We start from the raw sequence: 19,990 nt of genomic DNA on the forward strand, positions 1-19,990 counted from the left end.
GCCGGTGCGGCAGCCAGATCAACTGGTCCCGTCCGGCCCAGGACCAACGTCCTGGGTGACTACAGCTGGTCGAGCGCCTTCCGCGCCTCGTCCGCCACGCCCCGCCGCGGGCCCGCCTCGCCCAGCTCGAGGACGTGCCGCAGGGCCAGCTCGTAGGCGGTGTCGAACGCCTTGTCCGCCGCCACCGGGACGTCCGGGGAGACGCCGGTGCCTTCCCAGTTCTTCCCCGTCTCCGGGTGGAACGAGCGCGCGATCGACACCGTCACGTCGAGATAGGTGTCCACTTTGTACTGTTCACGCGGGTGGGCGCCACCCCGCGTCGGCTCCCCCACGGTCTTCGCCCGGCCTTGCTGCTGCAGCGAGAACGCGAGGTCTTCGCCGCCGGAGAACGTGTCCGGTCCGGTCAGCACCCAGATCGGCTTGGTGCCGCCGAACTTCGGGCCGGGGACGTACGGCAGCGTCCACATCTGGGTCGTGCGGTGGCCTTCGCGCTCGTAGATGTCGAGGTAGTGGGTCCGCTCGTCGAAGAGGTAGCTCTGCAGGAACGCACTGGTGTCCGGGCTGCCACCGCGGTTGCGCCGCACGTCGAGCAGCAGCGCGTCGGCCGGCGCGAGCAGCGTCATGGCCGCCGCGATCGCGGGCGCCGCGAGCTCCGGCTGGTAGAGCATGGTCGTGTCGAGGTAGCCGACGTTGCCCGGGAGGCGCCGCACCGACGCGATCCCGAAGTTCTCCAGCTCGGCCGCGCGCCGGAAGTCCTCGGTCGCGTACTCCGCGTCGCCGTCCTCGGCCACCGGGTCGACGTGGTGGCGCAACCGCAGGTGCGGGTCACCGTTCACCGACTGGAGGTCGGCTGTGACGGCCGTCGCGAACGCCGGGTCGTCGAGGTCCGCGTACGCCCCTTCGCCGAGACGCGCCCGAAGCACCTTCGCCAGCTTCGCGGCGACGTCCGGGAAGACGTAGTGATCTTCCAGCCGCCGGATGACCTCGTTGACCTGCGCCTCGCGCGCCCGTGACCCCATGCGGGTGAACCTACCGCAGCCCACAACCGAAAATTCGGCGTGCCGAAAAAATTTGTGCGTTCGCCCTTGATGTCAAATTCATGGCCGCCGATCAGGCAATTTCGCGGACGCCATCAGCTTGCGGCTTTCCTGAACTCCCCTTTATCGTTGCAGTGAAAGGGGCGAAGAAATCTCATGACTGCCGCGATGGTGGCGCTGATCAGCGCGTTCGGCCTGGTCCTCGCCGTGGAGCTGCCGGACAAGACGCTCGTCGCGACCCTGGTGCTGACCACCCGTTTCCGCGGCTGGCCGGTTTTCGCCGGGGTGTGCGCCGCGTTCGCCGCGCAATCCGTCATCGCGGTCGCGTTCGGCAGCGTGTTGACGCTGTTGCCGGACGTAGTCCTTTCGCTGGTCGTCGCCGCGATGTTCGGCCTCGGCGCTTTCATGCTGCTTCGCGAGGGATTCAGCGAAGCCGACGAAGCAGGCGAAGACGCTTCGCGCTCCGGCCCCTCGCCGTTGTCCTTCACGCGCTCCGCGATGACGTCGTTCGGCGTGCTCTTCGCCGCCGAGTGGGGCGACGCCTCCCAGCTCGCGACGGCGAGCCTCGCCGCCCGGATCGGCAACCCCTTCGCCGTCGGCGTCGGCGCCTTCAGCGCGCTCGTCGTGGTCGCCGGGCTCGCGGTGTTCATCGGCGCCAAGCTGCGCAGCCGGATCCGGCCGAAGCTCATCCAGCGCTGCGCCGGGTTCGCGTTCGCCGGGTTCGCCGCGTTCGCCCTGCTCCAGCTGGCCTTCTGACCGATCTTTCACAGGTTCACCCGGTAACCTTTCGGCAACGAAAGGGAGAGCACCGGGTGAACAAGCCTTCGACCGCGGTCTCGCCGCTGCACGGCCGGGTCGCGGTCGGCGGAATCGGCCTGGCCGTCGCCATCTCGATCGACTTGCACCTGCGGCTGTCCGGCCAGGTCAGCCCGATCTGGCAGACGCTGTCGGAATACGTCTACGGCAAGCTCGGCACGTCCTCGGCCGCGCCCCTGTTCAGCACCATGTGCCTGGCGCTCTCGCTCGGCTCGGTCGCGCTGCTCGCCGGGATCGCCAAGGCCCACCGCCCGGATACCACCGCCGTCTGCGTGCTGCTGGGCGTCTGGTCGGCCGGGCTGCTGGTGTGCGGGCTCGTGCCCGTCGACCCGGACGGCCAGGCGCGTTCGCTCGCCGGACAGGTCCACAACCTCGCCGCCCTGACGGCGTTCGTCGCGCTCCCCGCCGCCGCGTTCGTGCTGACGAAGAAGGGCCGCGAGCGCTGCCCGTGGGAACCCCGCCGGACGACCATCCGGCGGCTGGCCACGGCGAGCTTCGTCAGCGTCGGCGTGGTGCTCGGCGGGTTCGTCCTGACGCTCGTCCTCGGCCCGGCCCAGCAGGACGTCACGCTGGGCCTCTTCGAGCGCCTGCTGTTCACCGTCGACGTCGCCCTGCTGCTGACGATGGTCCGGCCGCTGCTCAGCCGTCCGTCTTGAGGATGTCGGCGAGCCGGGTGGCCGCCGCGACGACCTGAGGGCCCACTTCGGCCGCCTTCAACGGCTCCAGGGAGATGACGCCGACGCTCGCCCGCAGTCCCGGCACCCCGCGGACCGGCGCGGCGACGCCGGACGCGCCCGCCTCGAGTTCGCCGGTCGACGTCACCCACCCGTCGCCGCCGGGACGCAGGGTCATCGCCTTGCCGGCCGCACCGGCGGTCAGCGAATGCCGGCTGCCGACGCGGTAGGCGACGTGAAAGCTCGTCCACGACGGCTCGACGACGGCCACCGCAAGCGCTTGCGGTCCCTGGGCGACCGACAGGTGCGCGGTCGCCCCCACCTTCTCGGCCAGCTCCCGCAACACCGGTCCGGCCGCGTCCCGCAGCTGCGGCAGCACCTGCCCGGCCAGCCGGAGCAGGCCGACGCCGAGCCGGACCTTCGTGCCGTCACGCCAGACCAACCCGCGTTCGGACAGCGGCACGAGCAGCCGGTAGACGGCCGCACGGCTCGCCCCGATGGCCACGGCCAGCTCGGAGATGGTCGCCGCGTCGCCGCCGGCGTCGGCCACTGCCTGCAGCAGCGCCAAGCCCCGATCGAGCGTCAGCGACCCCTCCCGGCTGGTCACAGCAAGCCGAGTTCGCCCAGGTCGGCGACCGGTTCCTCGAACGACGCCGCCGCGTAGGACGCGAAGAGCGCCCGCACGGCCTTCGCGGCCGGCTCGGACAGCGCACGGGCCTCGTCGGCCAGCGCCTGGGCGTCGGTCGACTCCAGCGCCGCCCGGACGTCGCCACCGGACAGGCTGCGCGCGGAGGCCACGAGCAGGTTCAGGAAGCCGTGGTGCACGAACCCGGTGTCCGGGTCGGTGTGCCGGACCGCGCGGTGCAGGCTGTTCGTCGCCTTGAACGACGCCCCGGTCGAACCGCTGACGACGGCGAGGAAGTCCGCCACCTCGTCGACGCTGGGGAAGTTCTCGCCCGCCTGGCCGCCGCAGCGGATCTTGGGCCAGCTGCCGTGCTCGATCACCTTGCGCACGCCGTCGAGCCAGCCGACGCCGCGCCGCGGCTCGACCACCCGGATGACGTCCTCGGGGACGAACTCCGAGACGCGCTCGAGCCACACCTCGTCGACGTCCGACGGCGCCGGCATCTCGACCATCCGCAGCGCGAGCAGCTCACTGCGCGATTCGACGATCGAGATGGCCTTCGGGACGCCGCCGAGGCCGGTGTCGATGATCAGCGAAAGCGGCAGCGGCTGCTTCGGCTTGATCTTGATCAGCTCGGTGATCAGCTCGGGCAGCCGCGACGCCTGGCAGAGGAAAACCCCCAGTACACCGGCGTGTTCGGACTCCCGGCTGGCGAAGTGCGCGCGCAGCGCTTCGGGCATGGCCGCATCGCCCGGAGGGAACAGCGCCGAGTCGTCGACGAGCCTCGCGAACAGGGGAGGAATTCCACGGGGGCCGGGGGGCGTGAGTTCCACAGCGCTTGACACGACTGACACGCTAGTAGCGTACGACATCAGGACAAAATCGTTCGCACAACGAACACGTCAGAAGGGGACGTCGATGCCTTACTACCGGCAAGTAGGCGAGATCCCGCACAAGCGGCACACCGCGTTCCGGAGGCCGGACGGCGGGCTCTACGCCGAGGAGCTGATGGGCGTCGAGGGCTTCTCCGCGGACTCCGCGCTGCTCTACCACCGCGGCCTGCCGACGGCGATCGTCGACGCCGTCGCGGTCGAGGAGGACCGCGGCTCGCTCACCCCGAACCACCCGCTCAAGCCGCGCGCCTTCAAGACCCAGGACCTCAAGTTCGGCGCCGAGGCCGACGCGGTGACCGACCGGCGACGGCTGTTCGGCAACAACGACGTCACCATCGGGTTCGTCACGGCGACCGCGCCCAGCCCGCTGTACCGCAACGCGGCCGGCGACGAGCTGTTCTACGTCCACGGCGGCTCCGCGACCTTCGAGACGATCTACGGCCGCCTCGAGGTCGGCGACGGCGACTACGTCGTGATCCCGACGTCGTGCACCTACCGGGTCGTCCCCCACGGCGAGGTCACCCTGTTCACGCTGGAGGCGCGCGGCCACATCGGCCCGCCGAAGCGCTACCTGTCGGCGAAGGGCCAGTTCCTCGAGCACTCGCCGTACTGCGAGCGCGACATCCGCGGGCCGGCCGAGCCGCTGCTGGAGAACGGCGAGGACGTCGAGGTGCTCGTGCGGCACCGCGCCGGCCTGACCCGCTACACCTACGCGACGCACCCCTTCGACGTCGTCGGCTGGGACGGCTGCCTCTACCCGTGGGTGTTCAACATCGACGACTTCGAGCCGATCACCGGCCGCGTGCACCAGCCGCCGCCCGTGCACCAGACGTTCGAGGGCCCGAACTTCGTCGTCTGCTCCTTCTGCCCGCGGAAGGTCGACTACCACGAGGGCGCGATCCCGGTGCCGTACAACCACGCGAACGTCGACTCCGACGAGCTGATGTTCTACGTGCGCGGCAACTACGAGGCCCGGAAGGGCTCGGGGATCGGCATCGGCTCGCTCTCGCTGCACCCGTCCGGCTTCACGCACGGCCCGCAGCCGGGCGCGGCGGAGGCGTCGATCGGCGCGGAGTTCTTCGACGAGACCGCGGTCATGGTCGACACTTTCGCACCGCTGGAGCTCGGCGAAGCCGCCGACGCGTCCGAAGACCCCGGCTACGCGTGGACGTGGTCGCGCCGCGGCCCCAAGTGATAATCAAGATTCGGAAATACCGTCCCCTCCTCGTTCCGGCGCCCGGATAATGAACTTCCGGGTGGCGGAACGGGGAGGTTACGATGATCAATTCCCAACCAACGCGACGCAACAGAAAAGTTCTCCCGTTCCTGGCCGCGATCGTGGTCGCCATCTCCTTGATCATCGGAATCCGGTACTGGACCAGCGGTTCGAGCGACGACACCGACGCCCCGAAATGCTCGGGCGCGGACGCGGTCGCGCTCAACATCGCTTCTTCGCCGGAAAAGGTCGGCATCGTCCAAGAAGCCGCGAAGGCCTACTCCGGACGGACGGTCGCCGGGCACTGCGTCGACGTGGTCGTCCGGTCGAAATCGTCGGGCGTGGCGATGCAGGCGCTGGCCAAGGGCTGGAACGAAGCCACCGACGGCCCGCGCCCGGACGTCTGGACGCCGGCCGCGAGCGGCTGGGTCAACCTCCTGCGCGTCAACGCGAAGGGCGACACCGGCTCGATCGTGCCGGACGGCGATCCGCAGTCGATCGCGAACTCGCCGCTGACCGTCGCCATGCCGAAGCCGATGGCCGAGGCGCTGGGCTGGCCGGCCAAGCAGATCAGCTGGAAGGACCTCGCCACGCTGGCCACCGACCCGGCCGGCTGGGCGAAGTACGGCCACCCGGAGTGGGGGAAGTTCCGGCTCGGCAAGACGAACCCGAACATCTCCACCGCCGGGCTGAACGCCACCATCGGGGCGTACTACGCGGCCACCGGCACGTCGTCCGACCTCACCGCCGCCGCGCTCGAGAAGCCCGAAGCCAAGCAGTTCGTCTCGAACATCGAGCAGGCGATCGTGCACTACGGCGACAACACGCTGACGTTCCTGACGAACCTGCAGAAGGCCGACGACCGCGGCGCGGCGCTGTCCTACATCTCGGCGGTGACCGTCGAGGAGAGCTCGCTGATCGGCTACAACCAGGGCAACCCGACGAACGACCCGGCCAAGGTCGGGCAGCACGCGCCGCCGAAGGTGCCGCTGGTGGCGATCTACCCGGGTGACGGGACGCTGAACTCCGACCACCCGTTCGTCACGCTGAACTGGGCCGACCCGACGCGCAAGCAGATCGCCGCGGACTTCCTGAACTACCTGCGCCAGGGCGAGACGCAGGCGAAGTTCGCCGCGCTGGGCTTCCGGTCGTTCGACGGCAAGCCGGGCCCGCAGGTGACGACCGCCAACGGCGTCCAGCCGGACGCGAAGATCACCTTCCTGAAGCCGCCGTCGCCGTCGGTGCTGTCGAAGCTGCTGACCTCGTGGACCGACCTGCGCAAGAAGGCGAACGTGCTGCTCGTCGTGGACGTTTCGGGCTCGATGAGCGACGAGGTGAAGGGCACCGGCAAGAGCAAGATCGACCTGGCGAAGCAGGCCGCGATCGACTCGCTCGGCCAGTTCGTGCCCCGCGACCAGGTCGGGCTCTGGCAGTTCTCGACCCGCCTCGACGGCGACAAGGACTACCAGGAGCTGCTCCCGGTGCAGCCGCTCGGCACCGGCGGCAAGGAGACGCTGGCCATGCGGCTGAGCGGGCTGACGCCCCAGTCCGGCACGGGCCTGTACGACTCGTCGCTGGCCGCGTACGAGTACATGAAGGCCCACCTGGACCCGGCGGCGATCAACGCGGTCGTGGTCCTGACCGACGGCCGCAACGAGGACTCCGGCGGCATCGACCTCGACCACCTGGTGCCGCAGCTGCGGCCCGAGGGCAACGCGGAGTCGGTCCGGCTGTTCACGATCGCCTACGGCTCGGACGCCGACCAGGACGTGCTGAAGCAGATCGCGGAGGCGACGGCGGGATCGGAGTACGATTCGTCCAAACCGGACTCGATCAACCAGGTGTTCACCTCCGTGATTTCCAATTTCTGATGAAGTTCGCCCGTGAGCTCGCCGAACCGTGGGGGCTGCTGGTCGCCGCCACGTCGGCTGGAGTGGCGTGGGCCGTGCAGCTGCCGGTCGTCGCCGCCGTCGGAGTCGGGGTGGCGGTGCTCGCCGCCCGGGCGGGCGTGGCGGTGCTGGGCCGGGAGAAGCAGCCCGCACCGCGCGAGGCACGGGTACTCGACGTCGCGCGCGGGTCGGCGGAGGAAAGCTGGCTGAACCGGGCGTCGGCCGCGGCGGAGGGGTTCGCCTCGCTCAGCGGCTCTCTCGCTTCCGGTCCGCTCGCCGACCGCGTCGCGGACATGGAGCCGGTGGTCGAGGAGACGCTGTCGACGTTGAGGCGCCTGGCCGGCCGCGCGTCGGCGACCGGCCAGGCCCTGACCCGGGTCGACCTCGACGCCGTGGCGAACGAACGCCGGCGCTTGCAGCGCGAGCTGCGCACGGCGAACCCCGAGGTCCGCGGCGACCTGGAGCAGGCGCTGACGGCGGTCCAGGCCCAGGCGGACGTCCACGCGCGGCTCTCCGGCGCCCGGGACAAGCTGCTGGCCCAGCTGCAGTCCGGCGCACTGGGCCTGGACAGCCTGGTGGCCCGGGTGGCGGAGCTGACGGCGGCGACCACGGACATCGCGGTCGACACGGGCGCGGTCCGGGAGTTGAGCGACCAGCTGGAAGGCATCCGGCAGGGCGTGCTGGAGACCGAGCAGGCGACGCGGAAGTCGCTGGGTTAGCCGGCCCAGCGCGGCCGCCACGCGTCGGTGACGTGCTCGCTCTTCGCGAGGTGCTGGCGAAGCGCCGTGAGCCCGGGGTGCGCGTTGCCTCGCCGCCACATCAGCGAATGCGGGTACACCGGCACGGGCTCTTCGATCGGCACGCGCCGCAGGTCGTGCCCGGGCGGCCACAGCACCCGGCTCCCCGCGCCGACCAAGGTCGCCACCTCCGGCGACTCCGCGATCGTGTCCAGCACGACCTCGGTACCGAAGTTCGGCCCGGCCGCGTCGATCCACAGGCCGAACGCGGCCGCGAACTCGGCGTAGTACGCGCCCCACTCGGTCCCGGGCACCACGCCGGGCATCCAGATCCGGTGCCCGGCCAGCTCGGCCGGAGCCACCGAGGGCGCTTCGGCCAGCGGGTGCGCAGGCCCGCACAACAGCTGGATCGGCTCGTCGAGCACCCACTGGGCATCGAGGTCCTCGGGCAGCGCGACGACGGCGCGGAACGACGCGTCGATCGAGCCGTCGCGAAGCGCGGCGACCGCGGTGTCGAAGAGCGTCGCGACCTCCAACGGGACGTCCGGGTGCGCCTCGTGGAATCCGCGCAGCAACGTGGCCGGGCACAACCGCCGCCCGATGACGTCGACCCGGAGCGGCCCGGTCCGCACCGACGCGAGCGCTCGCAGCTCGGCCGACAGCAGCTCGCGGGCGTGCGGCAGGAACGCCTCGCCGTCCCCGGTGAGCACGGCTCCGCGAGCAGTGCGGGTGAACAGCCGCGCCCCGAGCGACTTCTCCAGCGCGGCAATGCGTTTCGAGACGGCTTGCTGCGTGATCGACAGGTCGGTGGCGGCGTCCTGGAACCGGCCCGCCTCCACGGCGGCCACGAAGGTGCGCACGGCGTCGAGGTCCACGGCGACCGACTCTAGATTCACAACGTCGCGTTGTGGCTCGCCGCCGCGTCGGTTGTTTGCCCCGCGCGGCCGTTCCCGGCTTTGATCGCCCGGTGATGCGCGGGCGGTCGCTGGGGCCGCGGTTCAGGTGGCTTTGGTCGGCTTACGCCGTGAGCGCGTTCGGGACGTGGCTCGGCTTCGGCGCCTTCCCGATGCTGGCGATCCTCGTGTTGCACTCCGGACCGGCGGCCGTCTCGGCACTCGCCGCCGTCGGGCCCGCCGTCGGCGCGCTCGTGGCCGTGCCGCTGGGGCCGTGGGTCGACCACCGCCGGAAGCGACCCGTGATGATGGCCATGGACCTCGTCCGGTTCGCCGCGCTGACCAGCGTGCCCACCGCCTATGCCCTCGGGATGCTGAGCTTCGGGCAGCTCCTGGTCGTCTCGGTGGTCGTCGCCGCGGCGGACATCACCTTCACCTCCGCGAGCGGCGCCTTCCTCAAGGGACTCGTGCCGCCCGAGGACCTGCTCGTCGCGAACGGCCGGTTCGAGTCCACGAACTGGACCGCCACCGCCCTCGGGCCACCGCTCGGCGGGGCGGCGTTCGCGCTGTTCGGACCGGTGACGTCGGTCATCGCCAACGCCGTCAGCTTCCTGCTCTCCGCGCTCGGGATCCGCGCGATCGGCGGGGGCGAGCCGCGCCCGCGCAACGCCACTCGGCTGCGCGCGCGTGATCTCGCCGACGGGTGGCGCTTCCTGCTGGGCCACCCGGGACTGCGGCCGCTGCTCTTCAACGCCATGGTGTTCAACGGCCTGGTCATGGGCACCGAGCCGCTGCTCGCCGTGCTGATGCTGAACCAGCTCGGGTTCGCGCCGTGGCAGTACGGGCTCGCGTTCGCCGTCCCGTGTCTCGGCGGGCTGGCCGGCTCGCGGCTGACCCCGCGGCTCGTCGAGAAGTTCGGGCGGCACCCCGTCCTGGTGACGGCCGGCGCGGTCCGGGCGTGCTGGCTGCCCGCGCTGGCTTTCATCCCGGCCGGCACCGCCGGGCTCATGTACGTCATGGTCGTCGAGCTCGGCCTGATCGTCAGCTGCAGCGTCTTCAACCCGGTCCTCGCGACCTACCGGCTGGAGCAGCTCCCGGCGGACCGCGTCGCGCGGACGCTGTCGGCGTGGTCGGTCAGCACCAAGGCGGCGATCGCCACGCTCACCGCGGTCTGGGGCCTGCTCGCCGGCCTCACCGGGCCGCGCTGGGCGATCGGGATCGCCGGGGTCCTCGTGCTGGCCACGCCGTTGCTGCTGCCCCGCCGCGACCGGACGCGTGCTCAGCCGAGCCAGACCGTGCCCAGCACCGGGTAACCGGGCACGCCCGTCTTCGCGGCTCCCGGCGTCGGCGCTCCCGCGATCCACAGCCGTCCGGTGGCAGCGATGTTGGCGGCCATCGACGGGTCCGCCTTCGGCAGGCGGAAGGGGACCACCCGGCCGTCGGCCAGCATGGTGAGCCCGCTCAGCCGCGCCGAACCGCGGCGGCTCATCCGGACCGGGCCGTCGAGGACCGCGCGCAGCTCCGTCCAGTGGTCGGCGGGCAGGGGACGGTCGTGGGCGAACGAGCGCAGCACGGCCGCGAGCGCACCCAGCAGCGCGCCGGCTCCGAACGTCCACGCGGCCCACGCCACGACCGGGAAGCCGAGCGCGACCCACGCCGCGAACCCGGCCAGGACCAGCAGGAACGCCGCCGTCGCCCGCCGGTCGCGGGCGATCTGGCGGCGGTGCGCCGTCAGCACCGGGTCGAGCCTCGGGGAACCGGACCCGGCCGGTTCCGGCACCGGCACCGCACCCGGCGGCGGCGCGTCGTGGATGCGGCCGCGGCGGAGCCGTACCACACCGGAGAAGCCGACGAACACCTTCGAGCCCCGGCCCAGCAGCCAGACCCGCCGGTGCCCGGCCACCAGCAGCCGGTGCGCTTCGTCGAGCCGGACGCGCAGCCACCGGCCGTCCGGCAGGCGCACGCCGACCGTCCGCCCGGCCGCGACCAGGCCGTCGGCGCTGATGTCCACCAGCCGGAACGCTTCGCGCTTCAGCCGCGTCTCGGGCACTCTCGCGTACGCGTGGTAGAGCCACCACGCCTCGATCGAGCCGGCCAGGGCGAACGTGCCGACCGGCAGGGCGACCCCCGCGCCGGCGACGAACTGGGCGACCCCGAACACCAGGAAGAACCCGGCCACCAGCCAGCGGTTCGCGGTGTCGCGGCCGAGGCGGTCGAGGTACTCGCCGAAGATCGGCAGTGCCCCGGACGGCATGGCGGGATCGAGTTCGAACGCGCGCACGCGTTCGGGAAGCGGGACGATCGGCACGCTGAGCCCCCACCCGGTTCGGCACTGGTACCGGCTTTTCGGCGAACTGGGCATCGGCGTTACCGGATGCTCCGATCAGCGGAAGAGACGTGATCGCCACGACTACCCAGACCGTGCGATTCAGGTTAGGCTCACCTAAGTAGGAGGTGAGCCGTGACCGAGGCACCCACAAGCATCCGCCGCCCGCCGGCGCCGAACCCCGCCGAGCGCGCCAAGACGATCGCGACCCGCAACGGCCCCGCGTCGCTGCTGCCCACCTGCGACCGCGCCGACCTGGGCGGCGAACGGGTCGTCCCGGTCCTGCACCACGTGCACCCCAGCGGCAGCGTCAGCGTGCTGCTGCCCGACGACCACTCGATGGTGGTCCACGCGGCGAAGCAGACCCAGCGCGGCGAGCTGGCCGTGATGATCGAGCTCGCCGACCAGGCCCCGGTGGACCTGCGGGAGCCGATCCGCGGGCTGCTGTGGATCACCGGCTGGCTGCGGCCGCTCTCGCCGGAGTCGGCCCGCGCGCGAGCGGTGGCGATCGCCGAGACGCGGCCGGACGAACGGCTCCTCGACGTCGGCCACGGCGTGACGCTGCTGCGGCTCACCCCGGCGTCGCTCGTGCTCGCCGACGCCGAAGGCACGCATTCGCTGCGCCCGCACACGTTCAGCGCCGCGCCGCCCGACCCGTTCCACGACTACGAGGCCCAGTGGCTGCGGCACCTGGAGAGCGACCACTCCGACGTCGTCGAGCAGCTGGCCGAGCACCTGCCCGCGGAGCTGCGCGGCGGCCGGATCCGCCCGCTCGGGCTCGACCGGTTCGGGCTGCGGCTGCGCGTCGAGTCCGACGCGGGCGACCACGACGTCCGGCTGGCGTTTTCGAAGTCCGTCGACAGCCCGCCGCAGCTCGCGGCGGAGCTGCGGCGGCTGGTCGGCTGCCCGTTCCTGCGCGGGCGGTCAGGCTAGTTCGGCCGGGAAACCGCCCTTGGCGATCGGGCCCCAGCTCTCGATGGTGACGCGGATGATGCTCTTGCCCTGCTTGACCATCGCTTCGCGGTATTCGTCCCAGTCCGGGTGCTCGCCCGAAATGGCGCGGAAGTACTCCACGAGCGGCTCGACCGAATCCGGGATGTCCAGCACCTCGGCGGTGCCGTTCAGCTGGACCCACTGGTCGTTCCACTCGTCGGACAGCACGCAGGCGGACACCTTCGGGTTGCGCTTGACGTTCACGACCTTGGCGCGCTTCGGGTAGGTCGAGACGACCAGCCTGCCCTCGGCGTCGACACCGCACGTGACCGGCGAAAGCTGCGGGCCGCCGTCGGCCTTCGTGGTCAGCAGGATCGCGCGGTGGCGGGTCGACAGGAACTCGACCAGCGCGGCGCGGTCGACGGTTTCGTTGGTGGCGATGCTCCTCGGCATACCCCGAAGGTAGCGTGCGGTCATGACGTTCACCGCGCGATCGTGGCTGGCCCCGGCCCGCCCCGAGTTCCCCGGGACGGTCGAGGACCCCGCCGAGCGCCGCGCGATCAAGCTCGAGCTGCTGATCGTCTTCGGGATCACGCTCGGCATGTCCGGCGTGCGCAGCCTGCTGTCCCTTGTGGACTCGCTGTTGCAGCCGGTGCCGCTGGCCCAGCAGCAGGCGCAGCTGAACGTGCCGCAGGCCGCGGCGAGCCTGATCGACCTGCTCAAGCAGCTGCTGTCGGCCGCCCAGCTGGTCGGGTGGGGTGCGCTCGGGCTGTACCTGCTGTGGCGGGCGGGCGTGAAGGTCGCGCGGATCGGGCTGGACCGCCGGTCGCCCGGCCGGGACGCGCTGCTGACCGTCCTGCTCGCCGCGTTGATCGGGATCCCCGGCCTGGCGCTGTACTTCATCTCCTACCACCTGGGGTTCAGCCTGGCGGTGCAACCGTCCACTTTGGGCGACACGTGGTGGCGGCCGATCACGCTGACGCTGTCGGCGTTCGGCAACGCGTTCGCCGAGGAAGTCCTGGTCATCGGCTATCTGCTGACGCGACTGCGGCAGCTCGGCGTCCGGGAGAACAACGCCGTGTTCGGCGCCGCCGTGCTGCGTGGGTCGTACCACCTCTACCAGGGGTTCGGCGGGTTCGTCGGGAACTTCGTCATGGGGCTGGTGTTCGGGCGGCTGTGGCAGAAGACGAACCGGCTGTGGCCGCTCGTCGCCGCGCACACGCTCTTCGATTTCGTGTCGTTCGTCGGATATTCGCTGCTCAAGGGTCACGTTTCCTGGTTGCCCTGACTAGGCTCGAGGGGTGATCGACGAAACGACACCTCCCCGGGTGGACAGCGAAGTCGGACCCCTGCGCGCGGTGCTGCTGCACCGGCCCGGCAACGAGCTCAAAAGGCTGACGCCCCGCAACAACGACCAGCTGCTGTTCGACTCGATCCCCTGGGTCGACCGGGCCCAGGACGAGCACGACGCGTTCGCCGAGGTGCTGCGCGGCCGCGGGGTCGACGTCCTGCTGCTGGCCGACGCCCTCCGGACGGCCCTGGAGGACGACCGGGCCCACGCGGCGGGCGTGCACGCGGCGGTCGACGACCGGCGGCTCGGCGGCGACCTGGCCGACTCGCTGCGTTCGCACCTCTCCGGCGTCGACGCGGCGAGTCTCGCCGAGGTGCTGATGGCCGGGATGACGTTCGAAGAGCTGCCGTCCGCGGAGGGCGCGTCGCTCGTGCGGATGATGAACCACCCGCACGACTTCGCCGTCGATCCGCTGCCGAACCTGCTGTTCACCCGCGACTCGTCGGTGTGGGTCGCCGACCGGGTGGCGATTTCGTCGCTGACCATGCCCGCGCGCCGCCGCGAAACCGCGGTGCTCGACCTCATCTACGCCTACCACCCGCAGTTCCGCCACGCCGCCCGCGCGTACGGCGCGCATTCCGCGCCGATCGAAGGCGGCGACGTGATGCTGCTGGCGCCGGGTGTGCTCGCCATCGGCGTCGGCGAGCGGACGACGGCAGCCGGCGCCGAGTCGCTCGCCCGGTCGGTGTTCGCCGACGGCATCGCGCACACCGTGCTCGCGGTCCCGATCGAGCAGTCCCGCGCGACCATGCACCTGGACACGGTGTGCACGATGGTCGACGCCGACGCGGTCGTGATGTACCCGCTGGCCCGCGACTCGCTGACGGCGTTCACCCTGCGCCCGACCGGCGACGGCGGCGTGAAGGTCGCCGGCCCGGCGCCGTTCCTGGTGGCCGCGGCCGAGGCGATGGAGATCGACCGGCTGCGCGTCATCGACACCGGACTCGACCCGGTGACGGCCGAACGCGAGCAGTGGGACGACGGCAACAACACCCTCGCCCTGGCTCCCGGCGTCGTCGTCGGCTACGAGCGGAACGTCGAGACCAACGAGCGGCTCGAAGCGGCCGGCATCGAGGTGCTGCCGATCGCGGGCTCCGAACTGGGGTCCGGCCGGGGCGGGCCGCGCTGCATGTCGTGCCCGGTTCGTCGCGATCCGTTGTGAGAAATGAAGTAAGCCTTCCCTAAAATTTCGCATTGTTTTAGGGAAGGCTTACTTCATTTAGGTGAGTCTTCTTTAGGAATGGTAACCCTAATAGGGGCAAGATCACCAGTACGAAGTGGCATCGGCTCCTTTTCTGACGTATCTTCTTGAGCATGGCCCTCACCAAGAAGAAAGAACCGCGCTCGAAGTTCTTCGAACTGCTGCAGGCGCAGATCCACAACGAGTTCAACGCGTCCCAGCAGTACATCGCGCTCGCGGTGTGGTTCGACGCCGAGGACCTGCCGCAGCTGGCGAAGCACTTCTACAAGCAGTCCGTCGAAGAGCGCAACCACGCGATGGCGCTCGTGCAGTACATGCTCGACCGCGACCACCACGTCGAGATCCCCGGCACCGGGGAGGTGCGCAACGACTTTTCCGGCGTCACCGAGCTCATCGAGCTCGCGCTCGAGCAGGAGAAGGAGGTCGCCGCCGACATCTCCGCGATGGCCAAGGCCGCCCGCGCCGAAGAGGACTACATCAGCGAGCAGTTCACGCAGTGGTTCCTCAAGGAGCAGGTCGAAGAGATCTCCCAGATGAACACGCTGCTGAACGTCGTCAAGCGGGCGAACGGCAACCTGTTCGAGGTCGAGAACCACCTGTACCGCGAGTCAGTCGGCGACGGCGGCACCGACTCCCAGATGCCGCCCGTGGCCGGCGGCAAGCTCTAGTCCGAAAAGGAAAACCCGGGCTCTCCCCCTGTGGACAGCCCGGGTTTCCGGTATGCGACCGGCACTCAGCCGGCGCAGTCCTGGTTGACGCTCATCAGGCTCGTCAGCACGACCCCGGTCTCGCCGAGCTTGAAGTGGTACTCGGCGGCGGCACTCGCCGGGGCGACGACGCCACCGGCGTCGAATTTGGCCGCGGGATACGCGGCGAGCACCTGGTCCTTGGTCGCACCGGCGCCGATGCCTTCGGAGGTGTGCGCGACCACGTCCGGGGTTACGGCGACCAGCCCGGCGGCTTTCGAAATGGCGATGGTCGCGGTGGCGGGCAGGCCACTGCCCTGTGCCTTGTAGACGGTGCAGCTCTCCCCGCCCTGCGGATCGCTGAGCGCGACGGCCTGCGCGGTCACCTCGGCCGCGGACATGCCGAGCTTGAGCTTGCCGAAGCCGTCAGCCGCGAGCAGCGGCCCGCTCGGCACCGCGGGGAGCGTGGACGGCTTCTGGGTGGCAGGCGGTCGCGACGCGTTCGATGTCGGCGAATCCGGCGGCGCGGCGACCTGGATGCTCTGGGTACTGGTCGGCCCGGGCGTCGACGGTTCCGGCGGGCGACCGGCCGTGAGGTCTTCAGGCGAGCTGACACTGTTGCCGGTCCCGTCGGCGGACATCACCGCGGTGCCGTCTTCGGCGTGGAGCCGGATCATGGTCAGCCCACCCGCGACGGCGACCACGGCCGCCGCGACCCCCACCACGGCCTGCACGGCGTGGCGTCGTCGCCGGCGACGACGCGCACCGGCGACGATGACCGTGCCGGCGTCAGGCGGCGGTGGCAAGTCGAGCCGCTCGTCGGCGAACAGCGCGCGCAGGCGCTGCTCCAGCTCGTCCTCGGAGATGTTCAACCCGCACCACTCCCTTCGCCTCCGCCGTCGTCCGGCTTCAACTTCAGCCGCAACGACGTGATCGCCTTGCTGGCCTGGCTCTTGACGGTGCCCTGCGTGACGCCGAGGGCACTCGCGATCTCCGCTTCCGAGAGACCTTCGTAGTAACGCAGCACCATCACGGCACGTTGTCTCGGCGGCAGCGTTCGTAACGCGCACCACAGCGGCTCGTGCTCGAACGGGTCGGCCGGGACGTGCGGGCTGGTGTCCGGCAGATCGGCGACCAGGTTCTCGCGACGCGTGCGCCGCCAGCGGCTCACGTGCGCGTTCGCCATGGACCGGCGGACGTAGGCCAGCGGGTCACCGGTCTTCTCGTGCACGTACGACCAGCGCGAACCGATCTTCTCGAGCACGGTCTGCACCAGGTCCGCGGCGTCGTGCGGATTGCCGGTGAGCGCGTGTCCGTACCGCAGCAACCCCGGCAGCGTGGCCTGGACGAAGTCCCCGAAGTCGACGAACTCGCCCGGCAACGTCGCGGCCCTCCCTCGGCCTGCACTGGTCACCCAGGTGTCTCCCCCAGAGAAGACGGGTGCCGCAGCGGTCACCGTATCGCCTCCCATCGGGGTCGGATGGCCAGAAGCCGAGCTGCTTTCCTCCCCAACACGCATCACAGCCCCCTCAGGTTGCCCGCGTTCCCGGCCGAATTCCCAGACGTCCGGCCGGCTGCTGAGTTGCCCACCTCAGCGGTGTGCGAGCGAGGCCGGCAGCCGGAAACCGCCGCCGTCCGTCTCGCGGAACTCGTGCACGCCGACGACCGCGGCGCGCGGGATCGGGCCGTACACGTGCGGAAACCGGATCCCGGCGGGGTGCGGCGGCGCGCCGTCTTCCCAGCGTACCGGCGCCCCGACCTTGGCCGGGTCGATTTCGAGCAGCACCAGGTCGGTCCGGCCCTGGTAGAGCGCGTTGGCCGGCAAGTGCGCCGTGCCGAAGTCGGAACAGTGGATGAACCCGACTTCCCCCAGCGACGGCGGCCGGTAGCCGCCGTCCGGTCCTGCTTCGGCCCAGTCGGCCGCCCCGCAGATGTGAAGTATCACGCCGAGAATCGTCCCACCGGCGCGATCCGGCGGCGGTGTCTCTTGCGCCACATACTGCCTGGTTGAACGCTCATCCAGCGCCGTCGGACCACCGGTTCGTCCCGGTGGTCCGGCGCTCGCTCCCCACGGTCAGCGCAGGGTGAGCTGACGGCCGATGAGGCCGTCACGAGCACGACGCTCGGCCGCGTTCAGCGGCTCGTCGTCGAGCGACTTCAACGCCGTCTCGAGGCGGGCGCCGAGGGCGTCCTTCGCCTCCGCCCACTCGCGGGCGTGGGCCTCGGGGTCGAGGTCCCAGACCGGGACCAGCAGGCCGTGCGCCCGGAACGAACCCGCGTAGCGCGAGCCCTCGCCGAGGCCGAGCTCACCGGCCGCGGACAGCCGGGCCAGGGCCTGGAGCAGCAGGTTCTCCGGCTCCGGCCGGACCCAGCGCAGGTGCGCCTTCTCGCCGGCGAGGACCCAGTAGGCACCCGACCCGAGCCGCTCGGTGGGCATGATCGCGGCGTTCGCGCGCTCGAGCGACACCGCGACGTCACCACTGGCGTCGGCGTCCTCCGGCAGCCACCAGGCGAAGTCCTGGTGCAGCGTGACCTCGAGCTCGGCGCCCGGCGTCAGCAGGTCCTGGAGGCGGGCGTGCTCGTCGGCGGACGGCGGGGTGGTGGTGTCCGGCACGCCGAGGACGTCGCCCTCCTTGGCGTCCAGCAGCCACTTCAGCGACCGGCCGAGGTCGCGGCTGATGTCCGACGAACGCGTCTGCACCTGCAGGCCGAGGTAGCGCTCGCCGTCCGAGCGAACGAACGCCGCCGCCGCCATCGGCAGCACGGTGCCGAGGGTGACGTCGCCGCCGTCGGCGAGGGTCAGCTTGGCCGTCGCGGACGGCACGAACTCACGCAGCGCGATCAGCTCAGGCTCCGCCGCCAGCCCTTCGAACGGCTGGCCGACGAAGACGTCGCGCACCTTCGGCTTGCGGTCCGACGCCTGCTTGGGACCCTTCTTGCGCGCGCCCTTGCCCACTGCTGCCTCCTCTGGCTCGGCTTGAGACGCTATCGAAGGGTTACTCTCGCGACGTGTTCGACCCCCGCGATCCCGCGTTCCTCGAAGACCCGTACCCGGCGTTCGCCGCACTCCGCGCGAAGGGCGACGTCCATTTCCACGACGGGCTGGGCCTCGCCATCGCGGTGTCGCACGCCGCGTCGTCGGCCGTCCTGCGCCACCGTGGGCTGGGCCGGATCTGGCAGGACGCCCAGCCGCTCGAACGGTTCGCCTCGTTCAACCTCCTGCACCGCAACTCCCTCCTGGAGAACGAGCCGCCGGCGCACACCCGGCTGCGCCGTCTGATCGCGGGCGCGTTCGGACGTGGCCACGTGCAGCGGCTGCGTCCGATGGTCGCGACGCTCGCCACCCGCATGGTCGACGACCTGGCGGCCGCGATCGCCGCCGACGGCAGCGCCGACCTCCTGGAGCACCTGGCCCAGCCGCTGCCGGTCGCGGTGATCGCGGAGCTGCTCGGCGTCCCCGGAACCGACGGGCCGCGGATGGTCCAGCTGTCCAACGCCATCGTCAAGATGTACGAGTACGGCCTTTCCGAGGAGGGCCGCGACGCCGCCGAGCGGGCGGCCGCCGAGTTCGTCTCGTACGTCCGGTCGGTCGCCTCAGCCCGCGCGGACTCGCCGGGGGACGACATCATCAGCGACCTCCTCCGCAGCGAGCTGACGCCGGACGAGCTCGTGGCCACCGCCGTACTGCTGCTGATGGCCGGCCACGAAGCGACGGTCAACGTGCTCGGCAACGGCATCACGGCCCTGCTCACGCACCGGGACCAATGGGAGCGCCTGCTGGCTTCACCTGCCCTTCTGGATTCGTGTGTCGAGGAGCTGATTCGCTTCGACGCGCCATTGCAGCTGTTCGAGCGGACGGCGACCGAGGACGTGTCGATCTGCGGATATGTCGTCGAACGCGGGCAGAAGATCGGCGCACTGCTGGGTGCCGCGGCCCGCGACCCGCAGATGTTCGACGAGCCGGACCGCCTGGACATCGGCCGGACGCCGAACGCTCACCTCGGGTTCGGCCTCGGGATTCACTACTGCGTGGGTGCTCCTCTCGCTCGGGTGGAGATCGCCGCCGCGTTGAGCGCGTTGGCGGAGAAACTGCCGGGTCTGCGGTTGGCCGAGGCTCCGCGGCGACGTCCGGAGTTCGTCATCCGCGGCTTGCGGGAGCTTCGGGTCACGGTGTGACCGTGTCCCGCCGTGATCCGGGGCGGATCTCGCGTGTTTGAGGGCCGATCTCGCGTGGCTGGAAGCGGAACTCGCGTGATTGAGGGGGCATCACGCGTGATTGGCGGGGCATCACGGGTCATGGGGTTACTCCGGTGAACAGGTCGTCTTCGAGGTGGGGGCCTGGGGTGGGGTGGGCCAGGTGGTAGTCCTCGTAGGGCCAGGCCTGGCGCTCGATTTCGCGTGAGTGGGCGAAGAACGGGTGGGCCGGGTCGACCTGGGTTTCGTGGGCCAGGAGGGCTCTGTCGCGGGTGGCGAAGTAGGACTCGCAGCGGACTCGGGTGGTGACCTTCAGGGTTTCTTCGGTCGGGAGTTCGGCGAGGACTGGGCCCATCGCTGACTCGAGGCCGGCGGCCAGGGTGGCGTCGTGGAGGGTTTGGAACCAGGCTCGGCTCAGGACCGCTTGGTAGTAGAGCTTTTGTGGTTGCCACGGTTTGCCGGTGCCCGGGTAGCGGGCGTTGTGGGGGGGCGCCGGCTAACCCCCCCCCCGCCCCCCCT

The 19,990-nt window shown here is 70.9% G+C and carries 22 protein-coding genes; 11 read left to right on the top strand and 11 right to left on the bottom strand.

Annotated features, from left to right (window positions below):
* Positions 1-59: 59 nt before the first annotated feature.
* On the bottom strand, positions 60-1,019 hold the full coding sequence (locus tag AB0G28_RS39960; protein ID WP_361102100.1) for a S41 family peptidase: 960 nt from the start codon (positions 1,017-1,019) through the stop codon (positions 60-62).
* Between the two features lie 186 nt (positions 1,020-1,205).
* On the opposite strand from AB0G28_RS39960, the gene AB0G28_RS39965 reads away from it, so the two are divergent.
* The gene (locus AB0G28_RS39965) at positions 1,206-1,793 is read left to right on the top strand and encodes a TMEM165/GDT1 family protein (protein WP_361102154.1); all 588 of its coding nucleotides are present in this window, start codon (positions 1,206-1,208) and stop codon (positions 1,791-1,793) included.
* Positions 1,794-1,849: 56 nt separating this feature from the next.
* A complete protein-coding gene (locus AB0G28_RS39970; protein WP_361102103.1) occupies positions 1,850-2,509 on the top strand; it encodes a DUF998 domain-containing protein in 660 nt (219 codons plus the stop codon).
* Here AB0G28_RS39970 and AB0G28_RS39975 read toward each other — a convergent pair.
* Entirely contained in the window at positions 2,493-3,134 is a 642-nt protein-coding gene (locus tag AB0G28_RS39975) for a helix-turn-helix domain-containing protein (RefSeq protein ID WP_361102106.1), read from the bottom strand. The genes AB0G28_RS39970 and AB0G28_RS39975 overlap by 17 nt on opposite strands.
* Positions 3,131-3,985, bottom strand: coding sequence for a hypothetical protein (locus AB0G28_RS39980; protein WP_361102157.1), 855 nt, complete (start codon positions 3,983-3,985; stop codon positions 3,131-3,133). Before AB0G28_RS39980 ends, AB0G28_RS39975 begins: the two co-directional genes overlap by 4 nt.
* Before the next feature lie 85 nt (positions 3,986-4,070).
* On the opposite strand from AB0G28_RS39980, the gene AB0G28_RS39985 reads away from it, so the two are divergent.
* The 3 genes from AB0G28_RS39985 (at position 4,071) to AB0G28_RS39995 (ending at position 7,869) form a co-directional block, all read left to right on the top strand.
* The gene (locus tag AB0G28_RS39985; RefSeq protein ID WP_361102109.1) at positions 4,071-5,240 is read left to right on the top strand and encodes a homogentisate 1,2-dioxygenase domain-containing protein; all 1,170 of its coding nucleotides are present in this window, start codon (positions 4,071-4,073) and stop codon (positions 5,238-5,240) included.
* Positions 5,241-5,323: 83 nt separating this feature from the next.
* Positions 5,324-7,132, top strand: a complete 1,809-nt coding sequence (locus AB0G28_RS39990) for a substrate-binding and VWA domain-containing protein (protein ID WP_361102112.1) — start codon at positions 5,324-5,326, stop codon at positions 7,130-7,132.
* The gene (locus AB0G28_RS39995) at positions 7,132-7,869 is read left to right on the top strand and encodes a hypothetical protein (protein ID WP_361102115.1); all 738 of its coding nucleotides are present in this window, start codon (positions 7,132-7,134) and stop codon (positions 7,867-7,869) included. The genes AB0G28_RS39990 and AB0G28_RS39995 overlap by 1 nt, the downstream gene beginning before the upstream one ends.
* Here AB0G28_RS39995 and AB0G28_RS40000 read toward each other — a convergent pair.
* The gene (locus tag AB0G28_RS40000) at positions 7,866-8,762 is read right to left on the bottom strand and encodes a LysR family transcriptional regulator (protein WP_361102118.1); all 897 of its coding nucleotides are present in this window, start codon (positions 8,760-8,762) and stop codon (positions 7,866-7,868) included. The genes AB0G28_RS39995 and AB0G28_RS40000 overlap by 4 nt on opposite strands.
* Before the next feature lie 92 nt (positions 8,763-8,854).
* Between AB0G28_RS40000 and AB0G28_RS40005 the strand changes: the two genes are divergently transcribed.
* Complete coding sequence (locus AB0G28_RS40005) at positions 8,855-10,093, top strand: MFS transporter (RefSeq protein WP_361102121.1); 1,239 nt, start codon at positions 8,855-8,857, stop codon at positions 10,091-10,093.
* On the opposite strand, the gene AB0G28_RS40010 is transcribed toward AB0G28_RS40005, so the two are convergent.
* The gene (locus tag AB0G28_RS40010) at positions 10,060-11,088 is read right to left on the bottom strand and encodes a hypothetical protein (RefSeq protein WP_361102124.1); all 1,029 of its coding nucleotides are present in this window, start codon (positions 11,086-11,088) and stop codon (positions 10,060-10,062) included. The genes AB0G28_RS40005 and AB0G28_RS40010 overlap by 34 nt on opposite strands.
* Before the next feature lie 153 nt (positions 11,089-11,241).
* Between AB0G28_RS40010 and AB0G28_RS40015 the strand changes: the two genes are divergently transcribed.
* Entirely contained in the window at positions 11,242-12,039 is a 798-nt protein-coding gene (locus tag AB0G28_RS40015; RefSeq protein ID WP_361102127.1) for a DUF2470 domain-containing protein, read from the top strand.
* Here the strand turns inward: AB0G28_RS40015 and AB0G28_RS40020 are convergent.
* A complete protein-coding gene (locus AB0G28_RS40020; RefSeq protein WP_093945650.1) occupies positions 12,031-12,492 on the bottom strand; it encodes a PPOX class F420-dependent oxidoreductase in 462 nt (153 codons plus the stop codon). The two genes, AB0G28_RS40015 and AB0G28_RS40020, sit on opposite strands and share 9 nt — an antisense overlap.
* A gap of 22 nt (positions 12,493-12,514) precedes the next feature.
* Here AB0G28_RS40020 and AB0G28_RS40025 point away from each other — a divergent pair, with 22 nt between their 5' ends.
* The 3 genes from AB0G28_RS40025 to AB0G28_RS40035 all read left to right on the top strand — a co-directional run bounded on the left by AB0G28_RS40025 (position 12,515) and on the right by AB0G28_RS40035 (position 15,259).
* Positions 12,515-13,327, top strand: coding sequence for a CPBP family intramembrane glutamic endopeptidase (locus AB0G28_RS40025; protein WP_361102130.1), 813 nt, complete (start codon positions 12,515-12,517; stop codon positions 13,325-13,327).
* Between the two features lie 40 nt (positions 13,328-13,367).
* On the top strand, positions 13,368-14,552 hold the full coding sequence (locus AB0G28_RS40030) for an arginine deiminase (RefSeq protein ID WP_361102160.1): 1,185 nt from the start codon (positions 13,368-13,370) through the stop codon (positions 14,550-14,552).
* 152 nt (positions 14,553-14,704) lie between these two features.
* Complete coding sequence (locus AB0G28_RS40035) at positions 14,705-15,259, top strand: ferritin (RefSeq protein WP_361102133.1); 555 nt, start codon at positions 14,705-14,707, stop codon at positions 15,257-15,259.
* A gap of 65 nt (positions 15,260-15,324) precedes the next feature.
* Here AB0G28_RS40035 and AB0G28_RS40040 read toward each other — a convergent pair whose 3' ends face one another.
* The 4 genes from AB0G28_RS40040 to AB0G28_RS40055 all read right to left on the bottom strand — a co-directional run bounded on the left by AB0G28_RS40040 (position 15,325) and on the right by AB0G28_RS40055 (position 18,233).
* Positions 15,325-16,149: a hypothetical protein gene (locus tag AB0G28_RS40040; protein WP_361102136.1), complete on the bottom strand. Its 825-nt coding sequence runs from the start codon at positions 16,147-16,149 to the stop codon at positions 15,325-15,327.
* On the bottom strand, positions 16,146-16,658 hold the full coding sequence (locus AB0G28_RS40045; protein ID WP_361102163.1) for a SigE family RNA polymerase sigma factor: 513 nt from the start codon (positions 16,656-16,658) through the stop codon (positions 16,146-16,148). The genes AB0G28_RS40040 and AB0G28_RS40045 overlap by 4 nt, the downstream gene beginning before the upstream one ends.
* Before the next feature lie 210 nt (positions 16,659-16,868).
* The gene (locus AB0G28_RS40050; RefSeq protein WP_361102139.1) at positions 16,869-17,222 is read right to left on the bottom strand and encodes a DUF952 domain-containing protein; all 354 of its coding nucleotides are present in this window, start codon (positions 17,220-17,222) and stop codon (positions 16,869-16,871) included.
* 129 nt (positions 17,223-17,351) lie between these two features.
* On the bottom strand, positions 17,352-18,233 hold the full coding sequence (locus AB0G28_RS40055; RefSeq protein ID WP_361102142.1) for a DUF5926 family protein: 882 nt from the start codon (positions 18,231-18,233) through the stop codon (positions 17,352-17,354).
* A gap of 53 nt (positions 18,234-18,286) precedes the next feature.
* Between AB0G28_RS40055 and AB0G28_RS40060 the strand changes: the two genes are divergently transcribed.
* Entirely contained in the window at positions 18,287-19,453 is a 1,167-nt protein-coding gene (locus tag AB0G28_RS40060; RefSeq protein WP_361102145.1) for a cytochrome P450, read from the top strand.
* 118 nt (positions 19,454-19,571) lie between these two features.
* Here AB0G28_RS40060 and AB0G28_RS40065 read toward each other — a convergent pair whose 3' ends face one another.
* Positions 19,572-19,826 (bottom strand): hypothetical protein, encoded by a 255-nt coding sequence (locus AB0G28_RS40065; protein WP_361102148.1) that lies wholly within the window; start codon positions 19,824-19,826, stop codon positions 19,572-19,574.
* Positions 19,827-19,990 lie beyond the last annotated feature (164 nt).

The organism is Amycolatopsis sp. NPDC021455 (genome assembly GCF_040640995.1).
Classification (GTDB): domain Bacteria; phylum Actinomycetota; class Actinomycetes; order Mycobacteriales; family Pseudonocardiaceae; genus Amycolatopsis.

Coding starts and splice junctions, on each gene's coding strand:
- AB0G28_RS39960 (WP_361102100.1), bottom strand. CDS start 1,019: ATGGGGTCACGGGCGCGCGAGGCGCAGGTCAACGAGGTCATCCGGCGG.
- AB0G28_RS39965 (WP_361102154.1), top strand. CDS start 1,206: ATGGTGGCGCTGATCAGCGCGTTCGGCCTGGTCCTCGCCGTGGAGCTG.
- AB0G28_RS39985 (WP_361102109.1), top strand. CDS start 4,071: ATGCCTTACTACCGGCAAGTAGGCGAGATCCCGCACAAGCGGCACACC.
- AB0G28_RS39990 (WP_361102112.1), top strand. CDS start 5,324: ATGATCAATTCCCAACCAACGCGACGCAACAGAAAAGTTCTCCCGTTC.
- AB0G28_RS39995 (WP_361102115.1), top strand. CDS start 7,132: ATGAAGTTCGCCCGTGAGCTCGCCGAACCGTGGGGGCTGCTGGTCGCC.
- AB0G28_RS40020 (WP_093945650.1), bottom strand. CDS start 12,492: ATGCCGAGGAGCATCGCCACCAACGAAACCGTCGACCGCGCCGCGCTG.
- AB0G28_RS40025 (WP_361102130.1), top strand. CDS start 12,515: ATGACGTTCACCGCGCGATCGTGGCTGGCCCCGGCCCGCCCCGAGTTC.
- AB0G28_RS40035 (WP_361102133.1), top strand. CDS start 14,705: ATGGCCCTCACCAAGAAGAAAGAACCGCGCTCGAAGTTCTTCGAACTG.
- AB0G28_RS40065 (WP_361102148.1), bottom strand. CDS start 19,826: ATGGGCCCAGTCCTCGCCGAACTCCCGACCGAAGAAACCCTGAAGGTC.